This window comes from Mangrovihabitans endophyticus (genome assembly GCF_014646155.1).
Lineage (GTDB): Bacteria > Actinomycetota > Actinomycetes > Mycobacteriales > Micromonosporaceae > Actinoplanes > Actinoplanes endophyticus.
Genome location: NZ_BMMX01000008.1, coordinates 58,101 through 72,238, shown reverse-complemented (window position 1 = coordinate 72,238; position 14,138 = coordinate 58,101). Strand labels below are relative to the sequence as shown.

Annotated in this window: 10 protein-coding genes; 4 read left to right on the top strand and 6 right to left on the bottom strand. The window is 71.9% G+C overall.

Translation table 11 applies throughout. The features are described 5' to 3' along the window. Window positions 1-168: 168 nt before the first annotated feature. From IEY73_RS12300 to IEY73_RS12280, 5 genes are all read right to left on the bottom strand, one after another. Complete coding sequence (locus IEY73_RS12300) at window positions 169-819, bottom strand: ribonuclease FAU-1 family protein (RefSeq protein ID WP_189079301.1); 651 nt, start codon at window positions 817-819, stop codon at window positions 169-171. After that, window positions 819-2,225 (bottom strand): proline--tRNA ligase, encoded by a 1,407-nt coding sequence (gene proS, locus IEY73_RS12295; protein WP_189079300.1) that lies wholly within the window; start codon window positions 2,223-2,225, stop codon window positions 819-821. Before proS ends, IEY73_RS12300 begins: the two co-directional genes overlap by 1 nt. 116 nt (window positions 2,226-2,341) lie before the next feature. Beyond that, the gene (locus IEY73_RS12290) at window positions 2,342-3,418 is read right to left on the bottom strand and encodes an amidohydrolase family protein (protein WP_189079299.1); all 1,077 of its coding nucleotides are present in this window, start codon (window positions 3,416-3,418) and stop codon (window positions 2,342-2,344) included. A gap of 582 nt (window positions 3,419-4,000) precedes the next feature. Further along, window positions 4,001-5,560: a signal recognition particle protein gene (ffh, locus tag IEY73_RS12285; protein WP_189079298.1), complete on the bottom strand. Its 1,560-nt coding sequence runs from the start codon at window positions 5,558-5,560 to the stop codon at window positions 4,001-4,003. A 36-nt stretch (window positions 5,561-5,596) separates the two neighbouring features. Then, window positions 5,597-5,833, bottom strand: a complete 237-nt coding sequence (locus IEY73_RS12280) for a hypothetical protein (protein ID WP_189079297.1) — start codon at window positions 5,831-5,833, stop codon at window positions 5,597-5,599. A gap of 354 nt (window positions 5,834-6,187) precedes the next feature. Here IEY73_RS12280 and IEY73_RS12275 point away from each other — a divergent pair, with 354 nt between their 5' ends. The 4 genes from IEY73_RS12275 (at window position 6,188) to IEY73_RS12260 (ending at window position 13,463) form a co-directional block, all read left to right on the top strand. Beyond that, window positions 6,188-7,912 (top strand): stealth family protein, encoded by a 1,725-nt coding sequence (locus IEY73_RS12275; RefSeq protein WP_189079296.1) that lies wholly within the window; start codon window positions 6,188-6,190, stop codon window positions 7,910-7,912. After that, window positions 7,909-9,171: a nucleotide sugar dehydrogenase gene (locus IEY73_RS12270; protein WP_189079295.1), complete on the top strand. Its 1,263-nt coding sequence runs from the start codon at window positions 7,909-7,911 to the stop codon at window positions 9,169-9,171. The genes IEY73_RS12275 and IEY73_RS12270 overlap by 4 nt, the downstream gene beginning before the upstream one ends. Continuing rightward, complete coding sequence (locus IEY73_RS12265) at window positions 9,168-11,300, top strand: acyltransferase family protein (RefSeq protein ID WP_189079294.1); 2,133 nt, start codon at window positions 9,168-9,170, stop codon at window positions 11,298-11,300. The genes IEY73_RS12270 and IEY73_RS12265 overlap by 4 nt, the downstream gene beginning before the upstream one ends. Window positions 11,301-11,369: 69 nt before the next feature. Further along, on the top strand, window positions 11,370-13,463 hold the full coding sequence (locus IEY73_RS12260; protein ID WP_189079293.1) for an acyltransferase family protein: 2,094 nt from the start codon (window positions 11,370-11,372) through the stop codon (window positions 13,461-13,463). Window positions 13,464-13,489: 26 nt separating this feature from the next. Here IEY73_RS12260 and IEY73_RS12255 read toward each other — a convergent pair whose 3' ends face one another. Continuing rightward, complete coding sequence (locus tag IEY73_RS12255; protein WP_189079292.1) at window positions 13,490-14,137, bottom strand: hypothetical protein; 648 nt, start codon at window positions 14,135-14,137, stop codon at window positions 13,490-13,492. Window position 14,138: the final 1 nt, after the last annotated feature.

The window sequence follows — 14,138 nt, the reverse complement described above, 5'->3', positions numbered from 1 at the left end:
ACGTGGGCGAGCCGACGGAACCCACGTGGGGAATGCGGGACCGATGTCTGCGCTCTGACATGTCGGGTGCCGGGCAGCACGCTGAGGGTTGAGAGGGCGCCTCAGGTGTGCCGAGCCAGTCATCCATTCTGCCAGAAGTGCGGCACGACCTCCCAATCGGGCCGCACTTCACCGAACAACCGGACGATCCCATCCATCAGGGAGTACAGCCGGCATTTGCCACTCCGGCGGCGGGCGGTAGCCGGTCCACGTCCCGTCGAACGGGAACTCCCCCGCCTCCACCATCTTGATCACCCGGCGGCCCTCCGCCCGTACCGCCTCCTCGTCGGCCACCCAGTAGTGCTCCGGGTGCGCCAGGCGCTCGGTGAACTCGTCCTCGTCCTTCCAGGCCCACGTGCGATCGGCGGCGACCACCACATCCAGGTCCTGATCGACCACGTCGATGCCGGCCACCTCACCGTCGTCCCAGCGGGCCGCGCGCTCTTCGAGGTTGACGTACCAGCCGTCGAAGGTCCCATCCGCGGCCCAGAACCACCACACCGAGTGATCCGCCCCCGGCGGGAAGAACATCAGGATGCCCGGCCCCTTCCAGGTGCCGTGACGCATGTGGTGCTCGGCCGTCGCCCACTCGACGAACGACATCCCGCGGGCGCCGCGGCCGTCCAGCGTGACCTCGTTGACCGATGGGGTGCCGGCCGCCATCCACAGCAACAGCCCGCGCTCGTCGTCGCCGACCACTCGCACCGGCCGCACGAAGGCCAGCCGGCCGCGGCGGGTGTTGCGGTGCAGCACCGTGCGGCCGGGCGTGAACCCCGGCATCAGTACGCGCGTCCGAGCACCGCGACCAGGTCCGGCTCGTCGTCCGCATCCGGCATCGAGCCGTCCGGGCGGACCAGGCAGCGGACCGTGACCGCCTTGCCGTTCGCCTCGGCCTCGCCCTCGGTGCCCACGGCCGACCAGGGCACCCGGGCCCAGCCGGTCTGCGCCGCCTCGATCGCGTCACCCAAGGTCGGCACGTCGACCATGTGCGCCTCACGGAACGCCAGCGCGTCGTCGTACAGCCGCTGCTGATCGGTCTCCAGCGCGGCGGTCACCTCGGCCACCACGCCGGCCAGCGGCACCGGGGCCTTGGTCCCGTCGATCCGCCGGGCCACCACCGCGTTACCGGCGGCCAGGTCACGCGGGCCGACCTCGATGCGCACCGGCACGCCCTGCAACTCGGCGTCCACCGCCCGGCGGCCGAACGGCACGTCGGCGCGATCGTCCAGCCGCACCCGCACGCCCGCCGCGGCCAGGTCGTCCCGCAACCGGGCCGCCGCCTCGATCACGCCCTCGCCCGCCTTGACCACCATGACCTGGGCCTGCACCGGCGCCAGCCGGGGCGGCAACCGCAGGCCGTTGTCGTCGCCGTGCACCATGATCAGGCCGCCCACCATGCGGGTGGAGGTGCCCCACGACGTGGTCCAGCAGTGCTGCACCCCGCCGGCCGACGACGAGTACGTGATGTCGAACGCCGTGGCGAAGTTCTGCCCCAGCTCGTGTGACGTGCCCATCTGCAGGGCCTTGGCGTCGCCCATCATGGCCTCGACGGTCATCGTGTTGGTCGCGCCGGCGAACCGCTCGCCCTTGGTCTTGCGGCCGGGGATGACCGGGATGGCCAGCAGCTCGACCATGAAGTCCTCGTACACCGTCTTGTGGATCAGCCGTGCGTACGCGCGGGCGTCCGCCTCGGTGGCGTGCGCGGTGTGCCCCTCCTGCCAGAGGAATTCGGTGGTGCGCAGGAACGTGCGCGGACGCATCTCCCAGCGCACCACGTTCGCCCACTGGTTGAGCAGCAGCGGCAGGTCACGGTAGGAGTCCACCCACTTGGCCATGAACTCGCCGATCACCGTCTCGCTGGTGGGGCGCACCACCAGCGGCTCGGAGAGCTCCTTGCCCCCGGCGTGGGTGACCACCGCGAGCTCGGGAGAGAAGCCCTCCACGTGCTCGGCCTCGCGGCGCAGGTAGTTCTCCGGGATGAACAGCGGGAAGTACGCGTTCTGCGCCCCGGCCGCCTTGATCCGGGCGTCCATGTCGGCCTGCATGCGCTCCCAGACCGCCCATCCGGTCGGTCGGATCACCATCGTGCCGCGCACCGGACCGTTGTCGGCAAGCTGGGCCTTGTTGATGACGTCCTGATACCAGCGGGGAAAATCCTCCGCACGGGGAGTGAGCACTCGTGCCATGAGAGGGCATCCTAGCCGTGCGCCGACACGGGCCGCGCGTCGGTTACCAGCCGTTCACGCCGACCACCCGAACGCGCCCATCGGTCACCGACCGTTTCACGCCGGCCCCGGACGGGTCAACGGATCACCCGGCCACGCAGCACGATGCGGTCCGGATGCCGGGTCACCGCCAGGTTGCGGCGCGGATCCTCCGGATAGACCACCAGGTCGGCCAGTCCACCCTCGACCAGGCCCGGGAAACCCAGCCACGCCCGCGCCCGCCAGGACGCGGAGGCGAGCACCTCGGCCGCCGGGATGCCCGCCTCGTGCAGGGTCAGCATCTCCTCGGCGGCCAGCCCGTGCCGGATGCCTCCGCCCGCGTCGGTGCCGACATAGATCGGCACCCCGGCCTCGTACGCCGAACGCACCACCGCCGGGAACCGGTCACGGAGGGCGATCATGTGATCGGCGTACCCGGGAAACCTGCCCCGCGCCCGGTCCGCGATCCCCCCGAAGGTCTTGATATTGATCATGGTGGGTACCAGCGCGGTGCCCCGCCGGGCCATCTCGTCGACGAGGTCGGCCGTCAGACCGGTGCCGTGCTCCACCGAGTCCACGCCCGCCCGGACCATCGCCAGCACCCCCTCCTCGGAGAAGGTGTGCACCGCAGCGCGCGCCCCGGCGGCATGTGCCGCCTCGACCGCGGCGGCCATCGTGGACGCGTCCCACGACGGCGCGAGATCACCCACCGATCGGTCGATCCAGTCCGCCACCAGCTTCACCCATCCGGTGCCGGCCTTGGCCTGCGCGGTCACCGCGGCGGCGACGTCCGGCGCGTCGACCTCCACCCCGATGTCGCGTAGATACCGGCGCGGCGACGCGATGTGCCGGCCGGCGCGGGCGAGGCGCGGAATGCCCGGCTCGTCGTCCAATTCCGGGTACGGGTACGGCGACCCGGCGTCGCGCAACGCGAGCACGCCGGCGTCACGATCGATGGCGGCCAGGTCCCGTGCCTCGTCGAGACTCTCGATCGGCCGGGTACCGTACGCGATCCCCAGATGACAGTGCGCGTCGACCAGGCCGGGCACAAGGTAACCGCCGTCGGCAATGGTCTCCGCGCCGCGGACCGGCTCGAACGTGACCCGGTCCGCCACCAGCCAGAGATCACGCACCTCGTCGTCGGGCAACACGGTCCCGCGCACATGCAACGCCATGCCTCAGTCCTACCCGATAGCGTGCCAGTCCCACCCCAACGCGCCGACGCCCCGCCGCATCGACGCCCCCGCCAGTCGACGCCCCCGTCGAGTCGACTCCCCCGTCGATCTTGAACTTAGTGTGCCCGGCTCGCCATGGCATTCCCGACTTGTCCGACCACTAAGTCCAAGATCGTCGCCATGTCGCGCCGACGCCCCGTCGATCTTGGACTTGCGGGTCGGACAAGTCGGTTATGACGGGCTAGACCGGGCCCCGAAAGCACAAGATCGGCGAGCCGACACGGGGAACGCCCGGCGAGCCGACACGGGGAACGCCCGGCGAGCCGACACGGGGAACGCCCGGCGAGCCGACACGGGGAACGCCCCGGGGGCAGGCCCGACACGGGGAACGCCCGGCGAGCCGACACGGGGAACGCCCCGGGGGCAGGCCCGACACGGGGAGCACCCCGGGGGGCGGGCCTGACACGGGGAGCACCCCGGGGGGCGGGCCTGACACGGGGAGCACCCCGGGGGGCGGGCACGGCACGGGGAGCGCCGGGGGCGCGCACGGCACGGGGAGGGCGCCTGCGGGGGAGCCTTGCCCTAGCGCTTGTCGTCGCGCTTACGGTCCGGCTTCGACAGCTTGTTGAAGTCCAGGTTCGGCAACTTGAAGCCCGGCGGCAGGCCCTGACCGTTCGCCAGTGCGTTCGGGTCCACCCCGGCCGGCAGTTGCGGCATCCCGCCCCCGCCGAAGCCCGCCGGTGCGCCGCCGCGCGGTCGGCTCGTGCCGCCCTTCTTGCCCTTGCGCTTGTTCTTCGGGCTCTTGGTCGCCTTGCGCCGCCCGCCGCCGGGGAGGCCCATCATGCCGCCCATCTGCTTCATCATCTTCTGCGCGTCGGCGAAGCGGTTGAGCAACTGGTTCACGTCCATCACGGTGACGCCGGAACCGTTGGCGATGCGGACCCGGCGCGAGCCGTTGATGATTTTCGGGTTGGTGCGCTCCTGCGGGGTCATCGAGCGGATGATCGCGGTGACCCGGTCGAAGTGGCTGTCGTCCAGCTCGGCCAACTGATCCTTCATCTGGCCCATGCCGGGCATCATGCCGAGGATGTTGGCGATCGGGCCCATCCGGCGCACCGCGATGAGCTGGTCGAGGAAGTCCTCCAGGGTGAACTGCTCGCCACCGAGCAGCTTGGAGGTCATCTTCTCCTTCTGATCCTCGTCGAAGGCTTGCTCGGCCTGCTCGATGAGGGTCAGCACGTCGCCCATGCCGAGGATGCGGCTGGCCATCCGGTCGGGGTGGAAGACGTCGAAGTCCTCCAGTTTCTCGCCGGTGGAGGCGAACAGGATCGGCTGGCCGGTCACCTGCCGCACGGACAGCGCGGCGCCACCGCGCGCGTCGCCGTCGAGCTTGGACAACACCACGCCGTCGATGCCCACGCCGTCGCGGAATGCCTCGGCGGTGGTCACCGCGTCCTGGCCGACCATCGCGTCGATGACGAAGATGACCTCGTCCGGGTCGACCGCGTCGCGGATGTCGCGGGCCTGCTGCATCATCTCCGCGTCGATGCCGAGACGGCCCGCGGTGTCGACGATGACGATGTCCTTCGCGGTGCGCCGCGCGTGCTCGATCGACCCCTTGGCCACCTGCACCGGGTCGCCGACGCCGTTGCCGGGTTCCGGCGCGTAGACGTCCACGCCGGCCCGCCCGGCCAGCACCTGGAGCTGGTTGACCGCGTTCGGCCGCTGCAGGTCCGCCGCGACCAGCAGCGGCTGGTGACCCTGCGTGCGGAGCCAGCGGGAGAGCTTGCCGGCCAGCGTGGTCTTACCGGAGCCCTGCAGGCCGGCCAGCATGATCACGGTGGGCGGCTGCTTGGCGAAGCTCAGCCGCCGGCCCTCGCCGCCGAGGACGTTGATCAGTTCCTCGTGGACGATCTTGATGATCTGCTGCGCCGGGTTGAGCGCCTGCGAGACCTCGGCGCCGCGTGCCCGTTCCTTGAGGCTGGCGATGAACCCCTTGACCACCGGCAGCGCGACGTCGGCTTCGAGCAGCGCGAGACGGATCTCGCGCGCGGTGGCGTCGATGTCGGCGTCGGTCAGCTTGCCCTTGCCCCGGAGCTTCGTGAAGATCCCGGACAGGCGGTCACTCAGGTTGTCGAACACGCCTGCAAGCCTAGCTTGACGCGCTACCCGGCACGGTCACCGCCGCATGCGGTAGGTCTTGGCCGCCGCCTCGATGCGGCGCTGGGTCCGGGTGCCCGGGGCCAGCCCCTTCTTGGCCTTGCCGTAGAGGTAAACGCCGCCGCCCACCACGAGCGCGCCGACGATCAGGTACGACAGCGCCCCGAGCAGCGCGTGCAGCAGGGCGATCGCCACCCATCCGACCACGATCACCCCGGCGATCATCGCCACCAGGTACGCCACTGCCTTGCCCATCTCGGCCTCCGCTCAAGGCTTGCGCCCGGCCGGTGCGGACGGGCTCTCCTCCACCATGCCCGCCGCCCGCAAGCATGCGCATCGGCCGGAAACCCGGAGTCCGATCCCCTACGGGTGTCCGCCCGCCGATTTTCCCACGATATCCCCGCTAATCACGTATACCGGCGATATCAGGCGTCACATGAGGCGCATGGGTGACAGGTGACCGCATCTGTCCGGGCCGCAACTTCTGCCGACCGCCGCCGTTGAGGGTCTGAGACACGGCCCGACGGCGGTTGCGGATCTGAACACCAGCCCGATCGCAGGTGCGGGCCGGAACCCGGCCCGAAGGAACCCGGCGGAAGGACGAACGGCGTGCCTCTGCGGCAAATTCTGCGACTGGCGCCGGAGCCGGTCCGGCGGCGCGTCGTGGACGTCGTGCGGGCGCATCTGCTCCCCCGGCTGGCCGCCGAGACGCAACTGCGGATGGTCCGGCAGGCCGTTCCGCTTCCGGTACGCGCATCCGGCCGACGCCGCGCGCGTCCGGACCCCACGGCCAGCCCGGCGGGCGTACGTCAAGACAACCTGGACCGCGTGGTCGCGGCGCTGACCGAGGCGGGCGTGGACTGGTTCCGGGTCCCGAACCGCTGCCTCACCCGCACCGCGGTGGCCGTGCCGCAGACCGACCGCGTACGGGTGAAGGAGCTCCTCGACCGCCTGGTCCGCACCGGCCACGGGGTGCTGGAGACGGTGCACCGGGTCGGCGTCCTGCGGGCGAGCTGGCCGGTCACCGATCCGGGTGGCCACCTGGTGCTGGGCACCGAATACGGATGCGAGGTCGAGTTCTGGCGCCGGGAGGACGGCGTCCTGGTCGGCCCGCGCAGCAACCCGGTCGCCGACGTCATCCCCGCCGACGAGCCGGTGGCGCATGCGCCGGAACAGGTGTTCAGCGAGTTCTGTGCCCGCGGTGACGCCGAATACCGCACCCGTGCGGTGTTCACCATGGCCAGCCCGGAGCGGATCAGCTTCCCCATCGACGCGGTCTACACCTGGGTGGACGGCGACGACCCGGCGTGGCGTGAACGCAAGGCCCGCGCGCTGGGCGACAACGCCTGGCTTGCCGAGATCAACCGGCAGGCGGCCAACGACTCCCGGTTCGCCTCCCGCGACGAGCTGCGGTACTCGCTGCGGGCGCTGCACTGCTTCGCGCCCTGGGTGCGGCACATCTTCCTGGTCACCGACGACCAGGTGCCGGCCTGGCTGGACACCGACCACCCGAACGTCACGGTGGTCGGCCACCGCGAGATCTTCGGCGGCACCGGCGTGCTACCGACCTTCAACTCCCAGGCCATCGAGTCCCGGCTGCATCGCATTCCGGGCCTCGCCGAACACTTCCTCTACCTCAACGACGACGTGTTCATGGCGCGCCCGCAGACGCCGGCGACGTATTTCACGCCGGGCGGCCTCACCCGGTTCTTCCCGTCCGCCGCGCTTGTCGATTCGGCGCCGCCACGGCCGTCCGACCCGCCCGTCAACTCGGCGGGCAAGAACAACCGCCGGCTGATCCAGGAGGCGTTCGGCCGGGTGCTGACCCGCAAGATGATGCACACCCCGCACCCGTCGCGGCGCAGCGTCATCACCGAGATCGAGGACCGGTTCGCCGAGCACGTACGGGCCACCGCGGAGCATCAGTTCCGGCACCCGGACGACATCGCGCTGCTGTCCTCGCTGCAGCAGTACTACGCGTACCTGACCGGCCGCGCCACACCGGGCCAGATCCAGTACATGTACACCGACCTGGCGGACCCCGGCACCCGGCTCAAGCTCGCCCGCGTGCTGCGGCGCCGGCATCTGGACGCCTTCTGTCTGAACGACACCGACTCGTCGCCGGCCGCCACGGACGAGCAGGCCCGGTTGCTGGCCGAGTTCCTGCCCGCCTTCCTGCCGTTCGCCTCGCCCTACGAGCTGTCCCATCCGCGGCCCGGCACCACACCGATCGCCGCGCCGCACATCCCGGCGACCCGCGGCGCCCCGGCCACCCTGCCCGCGCAGGGCGAGCGGCCGGACGCCCGGGCGTCCTTCGAAGGAGAACTCCGATGAGCTACGACGTCGTCATTCTGGGCCTGGGATACGTGGGCCTTCCGCTCGCCCAGCAGGCCACCCGCGCCGGCATGTCGGTCCTCGGCTTCGACGTGAACCAGGGCGTGGTCAACTCGCTCGCCGCCGGCAACTCGCATGTGGACGATCTGAACGGCGGCGACATCGCCGAGATGCTCGCCGGCGGCTTCCGGCCGACCACCGACGAGAAGCTCATCGCGAGCGCGCGGACCGCGGTGATCTGCGTGCCCACACCGCTGGCCGAGGGCGACGGGCCGGACCTGCGCGCGGTCATCGGCGCGACCGAGGCGGTCGGCCGCAACCTGCAGCCGGGCATGCTCGTGGTGCTGGAGTCCACCACCTACCCGGGCACCACCGACGAAGTGGTCCGCCCGCTGCTGGAGGAGCTGTCCGGCCTGACCGCCGGAACGGACTTCCACCTGGCGTTCTCGCCCGAGCGCATCGATCCCGGCAACGAGCGGTTCGGCGCGCACAACACCCCCAAGGTGGTCGGCGGCGTCACGCCCGAGTCCACCGAGAAGGCGGCCGAGTTCTACGGCCGGTTCATCGAGACCGTGGTGCGCACCCGCGGCACCCGCGAGGCGGAGACCGCGAAGCTGCTGGAGAACACCTACCGGCATGTGAACATCGCGCTGGTCAACGAGATGGCCCGGTTCTGCCACGAGCTGGACATCGATCTGTGGGACGTGATCCACGCGGCGTCCACCAAGCCGTTCGGCTTCCAGGCGTTCTTCCCCGGCCCGGGCGTGGGCGGGCACTGCATCCCGATCGACCCGAACTATCTGAGCCACAACGTGCGCAGCAAGCTCGGTTACCCGTTCCGGTTCGTGGAACTGGCCCAGGAGATCAACGCGACGATGCCCGCGTACGTGGCACGCCGCGCACAGAATCTGCTGAACGCCGACGGCCAGGCGGTGCACGGCGCGTCGGTGCTGCTGCTCGGCGTCACGTACAAGCCGAACATCGCGGACCAGCGCGAGTCGCCGGCCACCCCGCTGGCCCGGCACCTGACCCAGCTCGGCGCCGTGGTGTCCTATCACGACCCGCATGTGCCGGTGTGGCACCTGGGCGGCGCCGAGGTGCCGCGCACCGACGACCTGGAGGGCGCCGCCGCCGCGGCCGATCTGGTGATCCTGGTGCAGGGGCACCGCGATTACGACGCCGACCACCTGGCCGGCATCGCCAAGCGCTTCTTCGACACCCGCGGCGTCACCACGTCCCGCGAGGCCCATCGCCTGTGAGCCGCCTCGGCGCCGGACCGGCCGCTCTCCACCGACCGCGACCACTGGACGGCCTCGACCGTACGGATCCCGCGGCGGACCGGGGGCGGCCGGTGTCGTCCGGGCATCCCGGCACCACCGGAGAGCACGCCCGCCGGCGCGACATCGAAGGACTGCGCGCGGTGGCGGTGCTGCTCGTGGTCGCCTATCACTGCGGCGTTTCGGTGGTCGGCGGCGGCTACGTCGGCGTCGACGTGTTCTTCGTGATCTCCGGCTTTCTCATCACCGGCCTGCTGCTGCGGGAGATCCGTGGCACCGGTCGGCTGAACCTGCCCGGCTTCTACGCGCGGCGCATCCTGCGGCTGCTGCCCGCGGCGACCGTCGTGGTGGTGTGCACCGTCGCCGCCGCGGTCTGGCTGTTGCCTCCACTGCGGCATCGCGGCGTGCTGCTGGACGCCCTGCACACGCTGGTGTCCGGGGTGAACTACCGGCTCGCGGTGATCGGCACCGACTATCTGGCCGGCGTCGACCCGTCGCCGTTGCAGCATTTCTGGTCGCTGGCCGTGGAGGAGCAGTTCTATCTGCTCTGGCCGCTCGTGCTCCTCGCCTCCGCGCGCGTGCGGCGCGCCCCCGCCGTGCTGCTGGTGCTCGTCGCGGGCGGCCTGGCGCTGTCGGTGTGGCAGACCCTGGCCAACGGCACGTGGGCCTATTTCGGGGCGCACACCCGGGCCTGGGAGCTGGGCGTGGGTGCGCTGCTCGCGGTGCACGCCGACCGCTTGGCCGGGTTGGGGCGGCGCGCCGCGCGACGGCTCGCCGACGGCGGCCTGATCGCCATCGTGCTGGCCGCGGTGCTGTATTCGGACACCACGCCGTTCCCGGGCTATGCCGCGCTGCTGCCGGTGCTGGGCGCCGCGGCGTTCATCGCGGGCGGCACCGCCGTGGCGGGTGGCGTGGCCGGCGAGTCGAGCCGCCTGGGCGGCGCCGTCTGGCAGAGCGTCGGGCGACTCTCGTACTCCTGGTATCTGTGGCACTGGCCGTTCCTCGCGCTGCTGCCCGCGGCCCTGGGCCACCCGGGCGCCTGGTGGCAGCGGGTGCTCGCGGCGGCGCTCGCGTTCCTCGCCGCGATGCTCACGTACGCGCTGGTGGAGAACCCGGTCCGGCACCTGGCCGCGCTGCGCCGCCGGCCCCGCCGGGCGATCCTGGCCGGCGCCGTGACCTCCGCGGTCGCCGCGGGCCTGTGCGTGCTGCTGGTCGCCGTCGCCGCGTGGACCGCGGACACGCCCACGTTCCGGGCCGCACCGGAACGGGTGGACGGATCCGTGGCGGATCTGCAGCAGGCGCTGGCCCGCGGCGCCGCGCTGCGGGCGGTGCCGGCCAACCTCACTCCCCCGCTGGCCGAGGCGGACGCCGACGAGACCCTGCCGCACCACGACGGTTGTGACTCCGGTGTCACCAACACGCGGGTGCAGACGCCGTGCACGTACGGGGACACCGCCGCGACCACCACCGTGGTGCTGTTCGGCGATTCGCATGCCGGGCACTGGTTTCCGGCGCTGGACCGGATCGCGCGGCAGCGGCACTGGCGACTGGTCGTGGTGACCAAGAGCGCCTGCAGCGCGGCCGACTCGGTCATCTACTACAAGATGGTCCGGCGGGCGTTCACCGAATGTGTGGATTGGCGCAAGGCCGCGTGGCAACGGATCCGCGCGCTGCGTCCGGCGATGGTGGTGATGTCGTCGGTGGGCACCGGGGACATGCTGCACGCCGACGACCAGGACGAGGCGTGGGCGGCTGGTTGGGCGCGTTCGGTCGTCCGGGTGTCCGGTCCGAGTACGCGCGTGGTGGTGCTGGCCGACACGCCGTGGCAGGCGGGCGACGTCCCGGACTGCTTGTCGGCGCACCTGACCACGCCGGGCGCTTGTGTGGCGCCGCGCGCCGACGCGGTGCTGCTGCCCCGCCGCCGGCTCCTGGTCGCCGCGGCGGTGCGCGCTCGCGGCGCGCAGGTCATCGACCCGACGCCATGGTTCTGCACCGCCACCGCCTGCCCGGTGATGGTCGGCAACGTCCTGGTCTTTCGCGACGGCCACCACATGACGACCGCGTACGCCCGGATGCTCACGCCGCTGCTGGCGGGGGCGTTGCCCGGCTGACCGCCCGGGGCGCGGCCGCATCGGATTCCGGTGGGACCGCGCCCCGCCGACTCTCCACGGAGGACATTCATGACGGCGACCGTCCGGACCGCCGCGTCCCGCGCCCGCGCCACGGATGCCACCCGCCCGCGCATCGGCGCGTTCCGGGCGGACATCGAGGGCCTGCGGGCGGTGGCCGTGCTGCTGGTGGTGCTCAGCCATGCGGGTGTGGGCGCCGTGGCGGGCGGATACGTCGGCGTGGACGTCTTCTTCGTCATCTCCGGCTTCCTGATCACCTCGCTGCTACTGCGCGAGGTGGCCACCACCGGTCGCATCTCGATGTCCCGCTTCTACGCCCGGCGCGCGCTGCGGCTGCTGCCCGCCGCGGCGCTGGTGTGTGTGGCGACCCTCGTCGGCGCCCGGTTGTGGCTGTCCGGCCTGCGCACCGGCGAATTCGCCAAGGATGCGTTGTCCGCCACGGCGTACGTGGCTAACGTCCGGTTCGCGATCACCGGCACCGATTATCTGGACGCGGACCAGACGCCGTCGCCGTTTCAGCACTTCTGGTCGCTCGCCGTCGAGGAGCAGTTCTATCTCGTCTGGCCGCTGCTGATCATTGCCGCGACGCTGCTCTGGCGGCGGCGCCGCAATGCCACGCTGCGCCCGCTGGCCGCGGCCCTGCTTACGCTGATCGCGGTGTCCGCCGTGCTGAGTGTGACGGAGACCCAGCGCTCGGCGCCGTGGGCCTACTTCGGCGCGCACACCCGGGCCTGGGAGCTGGGCGTGGGCGCGCTGGTCGCGATCGGCGCGGGCCGGTTGTCCGCGCTGCCCGGCCGGCTGCGGGCCGTGCTGGGGTGGGGCGGGCTGGCCGCGATCGGGGCGGCCGCCGTGGCGTACGGGCCGGACACCGCCTATCCCGGTGGATTTGCCGCGCTGCCGGTGGCGGGCGCCGCCGCGGTGATCGCCGCGGGCGTCGGCGGCCGAGCCGAACACGGCGCGGCTCTGGTGCTGGAACGCGCGCCGATGCGCACCGTCGGGCGCCTGTCCTACGGCTGGTACCTGTGGCACTGGCCGGTCCTGATGATCGGGCCGGCCGCCCTCGGCATCGGCGCGAGCACTCGCAACAACCTGGTGCTGGCGGCGGGCGCGTTCCTGGCTGCGGGGCTGACCTACCGGTTGGTGGAGAATCCGTTGCGACACCGTCCGGCGCTGCGGGTGCGACCGGTGCGCGGGCTGCTCACCGGTGCCGCCCTGTCGGCGGTGGTGGCCACGGTCGCCGTCGTGGTCGCGGTGCGGCCGGCCGCCGTACCGGAGGGTGGCCGGGCGACCGATCTACGCACCGCACTGGCGGAGTCCGCGACGCCGGAGGCGGTGCTGCGCCAGTTCATCGCGGACAGCGACCGGCCGCGCAAGCTGCCGTCCAATCTGGACCCCGGGCTGCGGGAGTCGGCACGGGACAAGCCACAGGTGTACGCGGACGGCTGCCACCTGGATTCGACGGCCGCGCCGTTGCCGGCCGGGTGCGTCTACGGCGACCCCACGTCCGCGACCACCGTCGTGCTGTTCGGCGATTCGCATGCCGCGCAATGGTTTCCGGCCATGCAGCGGATCGCCGTCGACCGGGGCTGGCGGCTGGTGTCGCTGAGCAAGTCCGCGTGCACGGCCGCCGACCTGCCCATCCACCATGAGGCGTTGAAGCGCGAATACACCGAATGCGCGGCATTCCACCGCGCCGCGATCGACCGGATTGCCGCCCTGCGACCGCGGCTTGTCGTGGTCGGCACCAGCTTCAACTACGACCCGATCGGCGGGGCGTCCTGGCGTGCCGGCTGGGCGTCCACCTTCGGCGCACTCCGGGACACCGGCGCTCGCGTGGTGGCCTTCCAGGACACCCCCTACATGGGCGGGCGGGTGCCGGCATGCCTGGAGGCCCATTCCCGCCGCATCGATCGGTGCGACGTGTCGCAACGGTCCGCGCTGCGCGGGCCGGAGCAGCGGGAGCTGTTCACCGAGTACGCGCGGGGCTCGGCGGTCACGGTGATCGATCCGGTGCCGTGGCTGTGCACCGACACCTGCCCCGCCGTGGTCGGCAACATGCTGGTCTACCGCGACTCCAACCACATGACCACGGCGTACAACAGGATGCTGGCGCCGCTGCTGGACGCCCGGCTGCCCCGGCTGTGACCGGTCGGCGGTGACCGGCAGTGACCTCAGCGCAGCAACGACGCCAGCGACGGCAGGCGGTCGCCGTCCACCACCACCGCGCGCACCGCGCCGTAGTCCCGGTGCAGGTGCGACAGCCGATCGGTGAGCAGGTCATCCCAGTCCATGTCCGGACGATGCCGCGCCCACGTCTGCCGGTCCGGCAGATATTCGAGGAGAACGCCGTGCTTGCGCAGCAACGAGAACGACGGGTTGTCGGTGAGCACCACCGGCCGGTGGTCGTCGCTCACCAGCAAGCGCTGGCGGAGCACCCGCAGGAACCGGGCCAGCTCCTCGACCTCCAGGCCGATGGCGATGTACAGATGGGCCGGCACCCGCTGCGGCACCCGGCGCACCGCGGCACGCGGCGCCGGCGCGCCGGCCCGGCCGCCGCGCGCCCGGCGCAGCACCGCACCGGCCAGCCGGGGCGAGGCGCGTACCGGGTTACGCACCAGCGACACCATCGCCTGGCCGAGCCGGTACGAGCGGCTCTGCCGGATCCGCTGCGCCCGCTTCTGCTCGCGCAGCAACCGGCGATCGAGGTCGTCGTGCCGTTGCTGCCAGTCGCTCAGGTCCTCTTCGACGGTGCGCAGCCGTCCGGCCACCGCGGCGAGTTCCCAGCGGGCGCGTTCCAGCTCCCGATCGGTGGGCTGCACG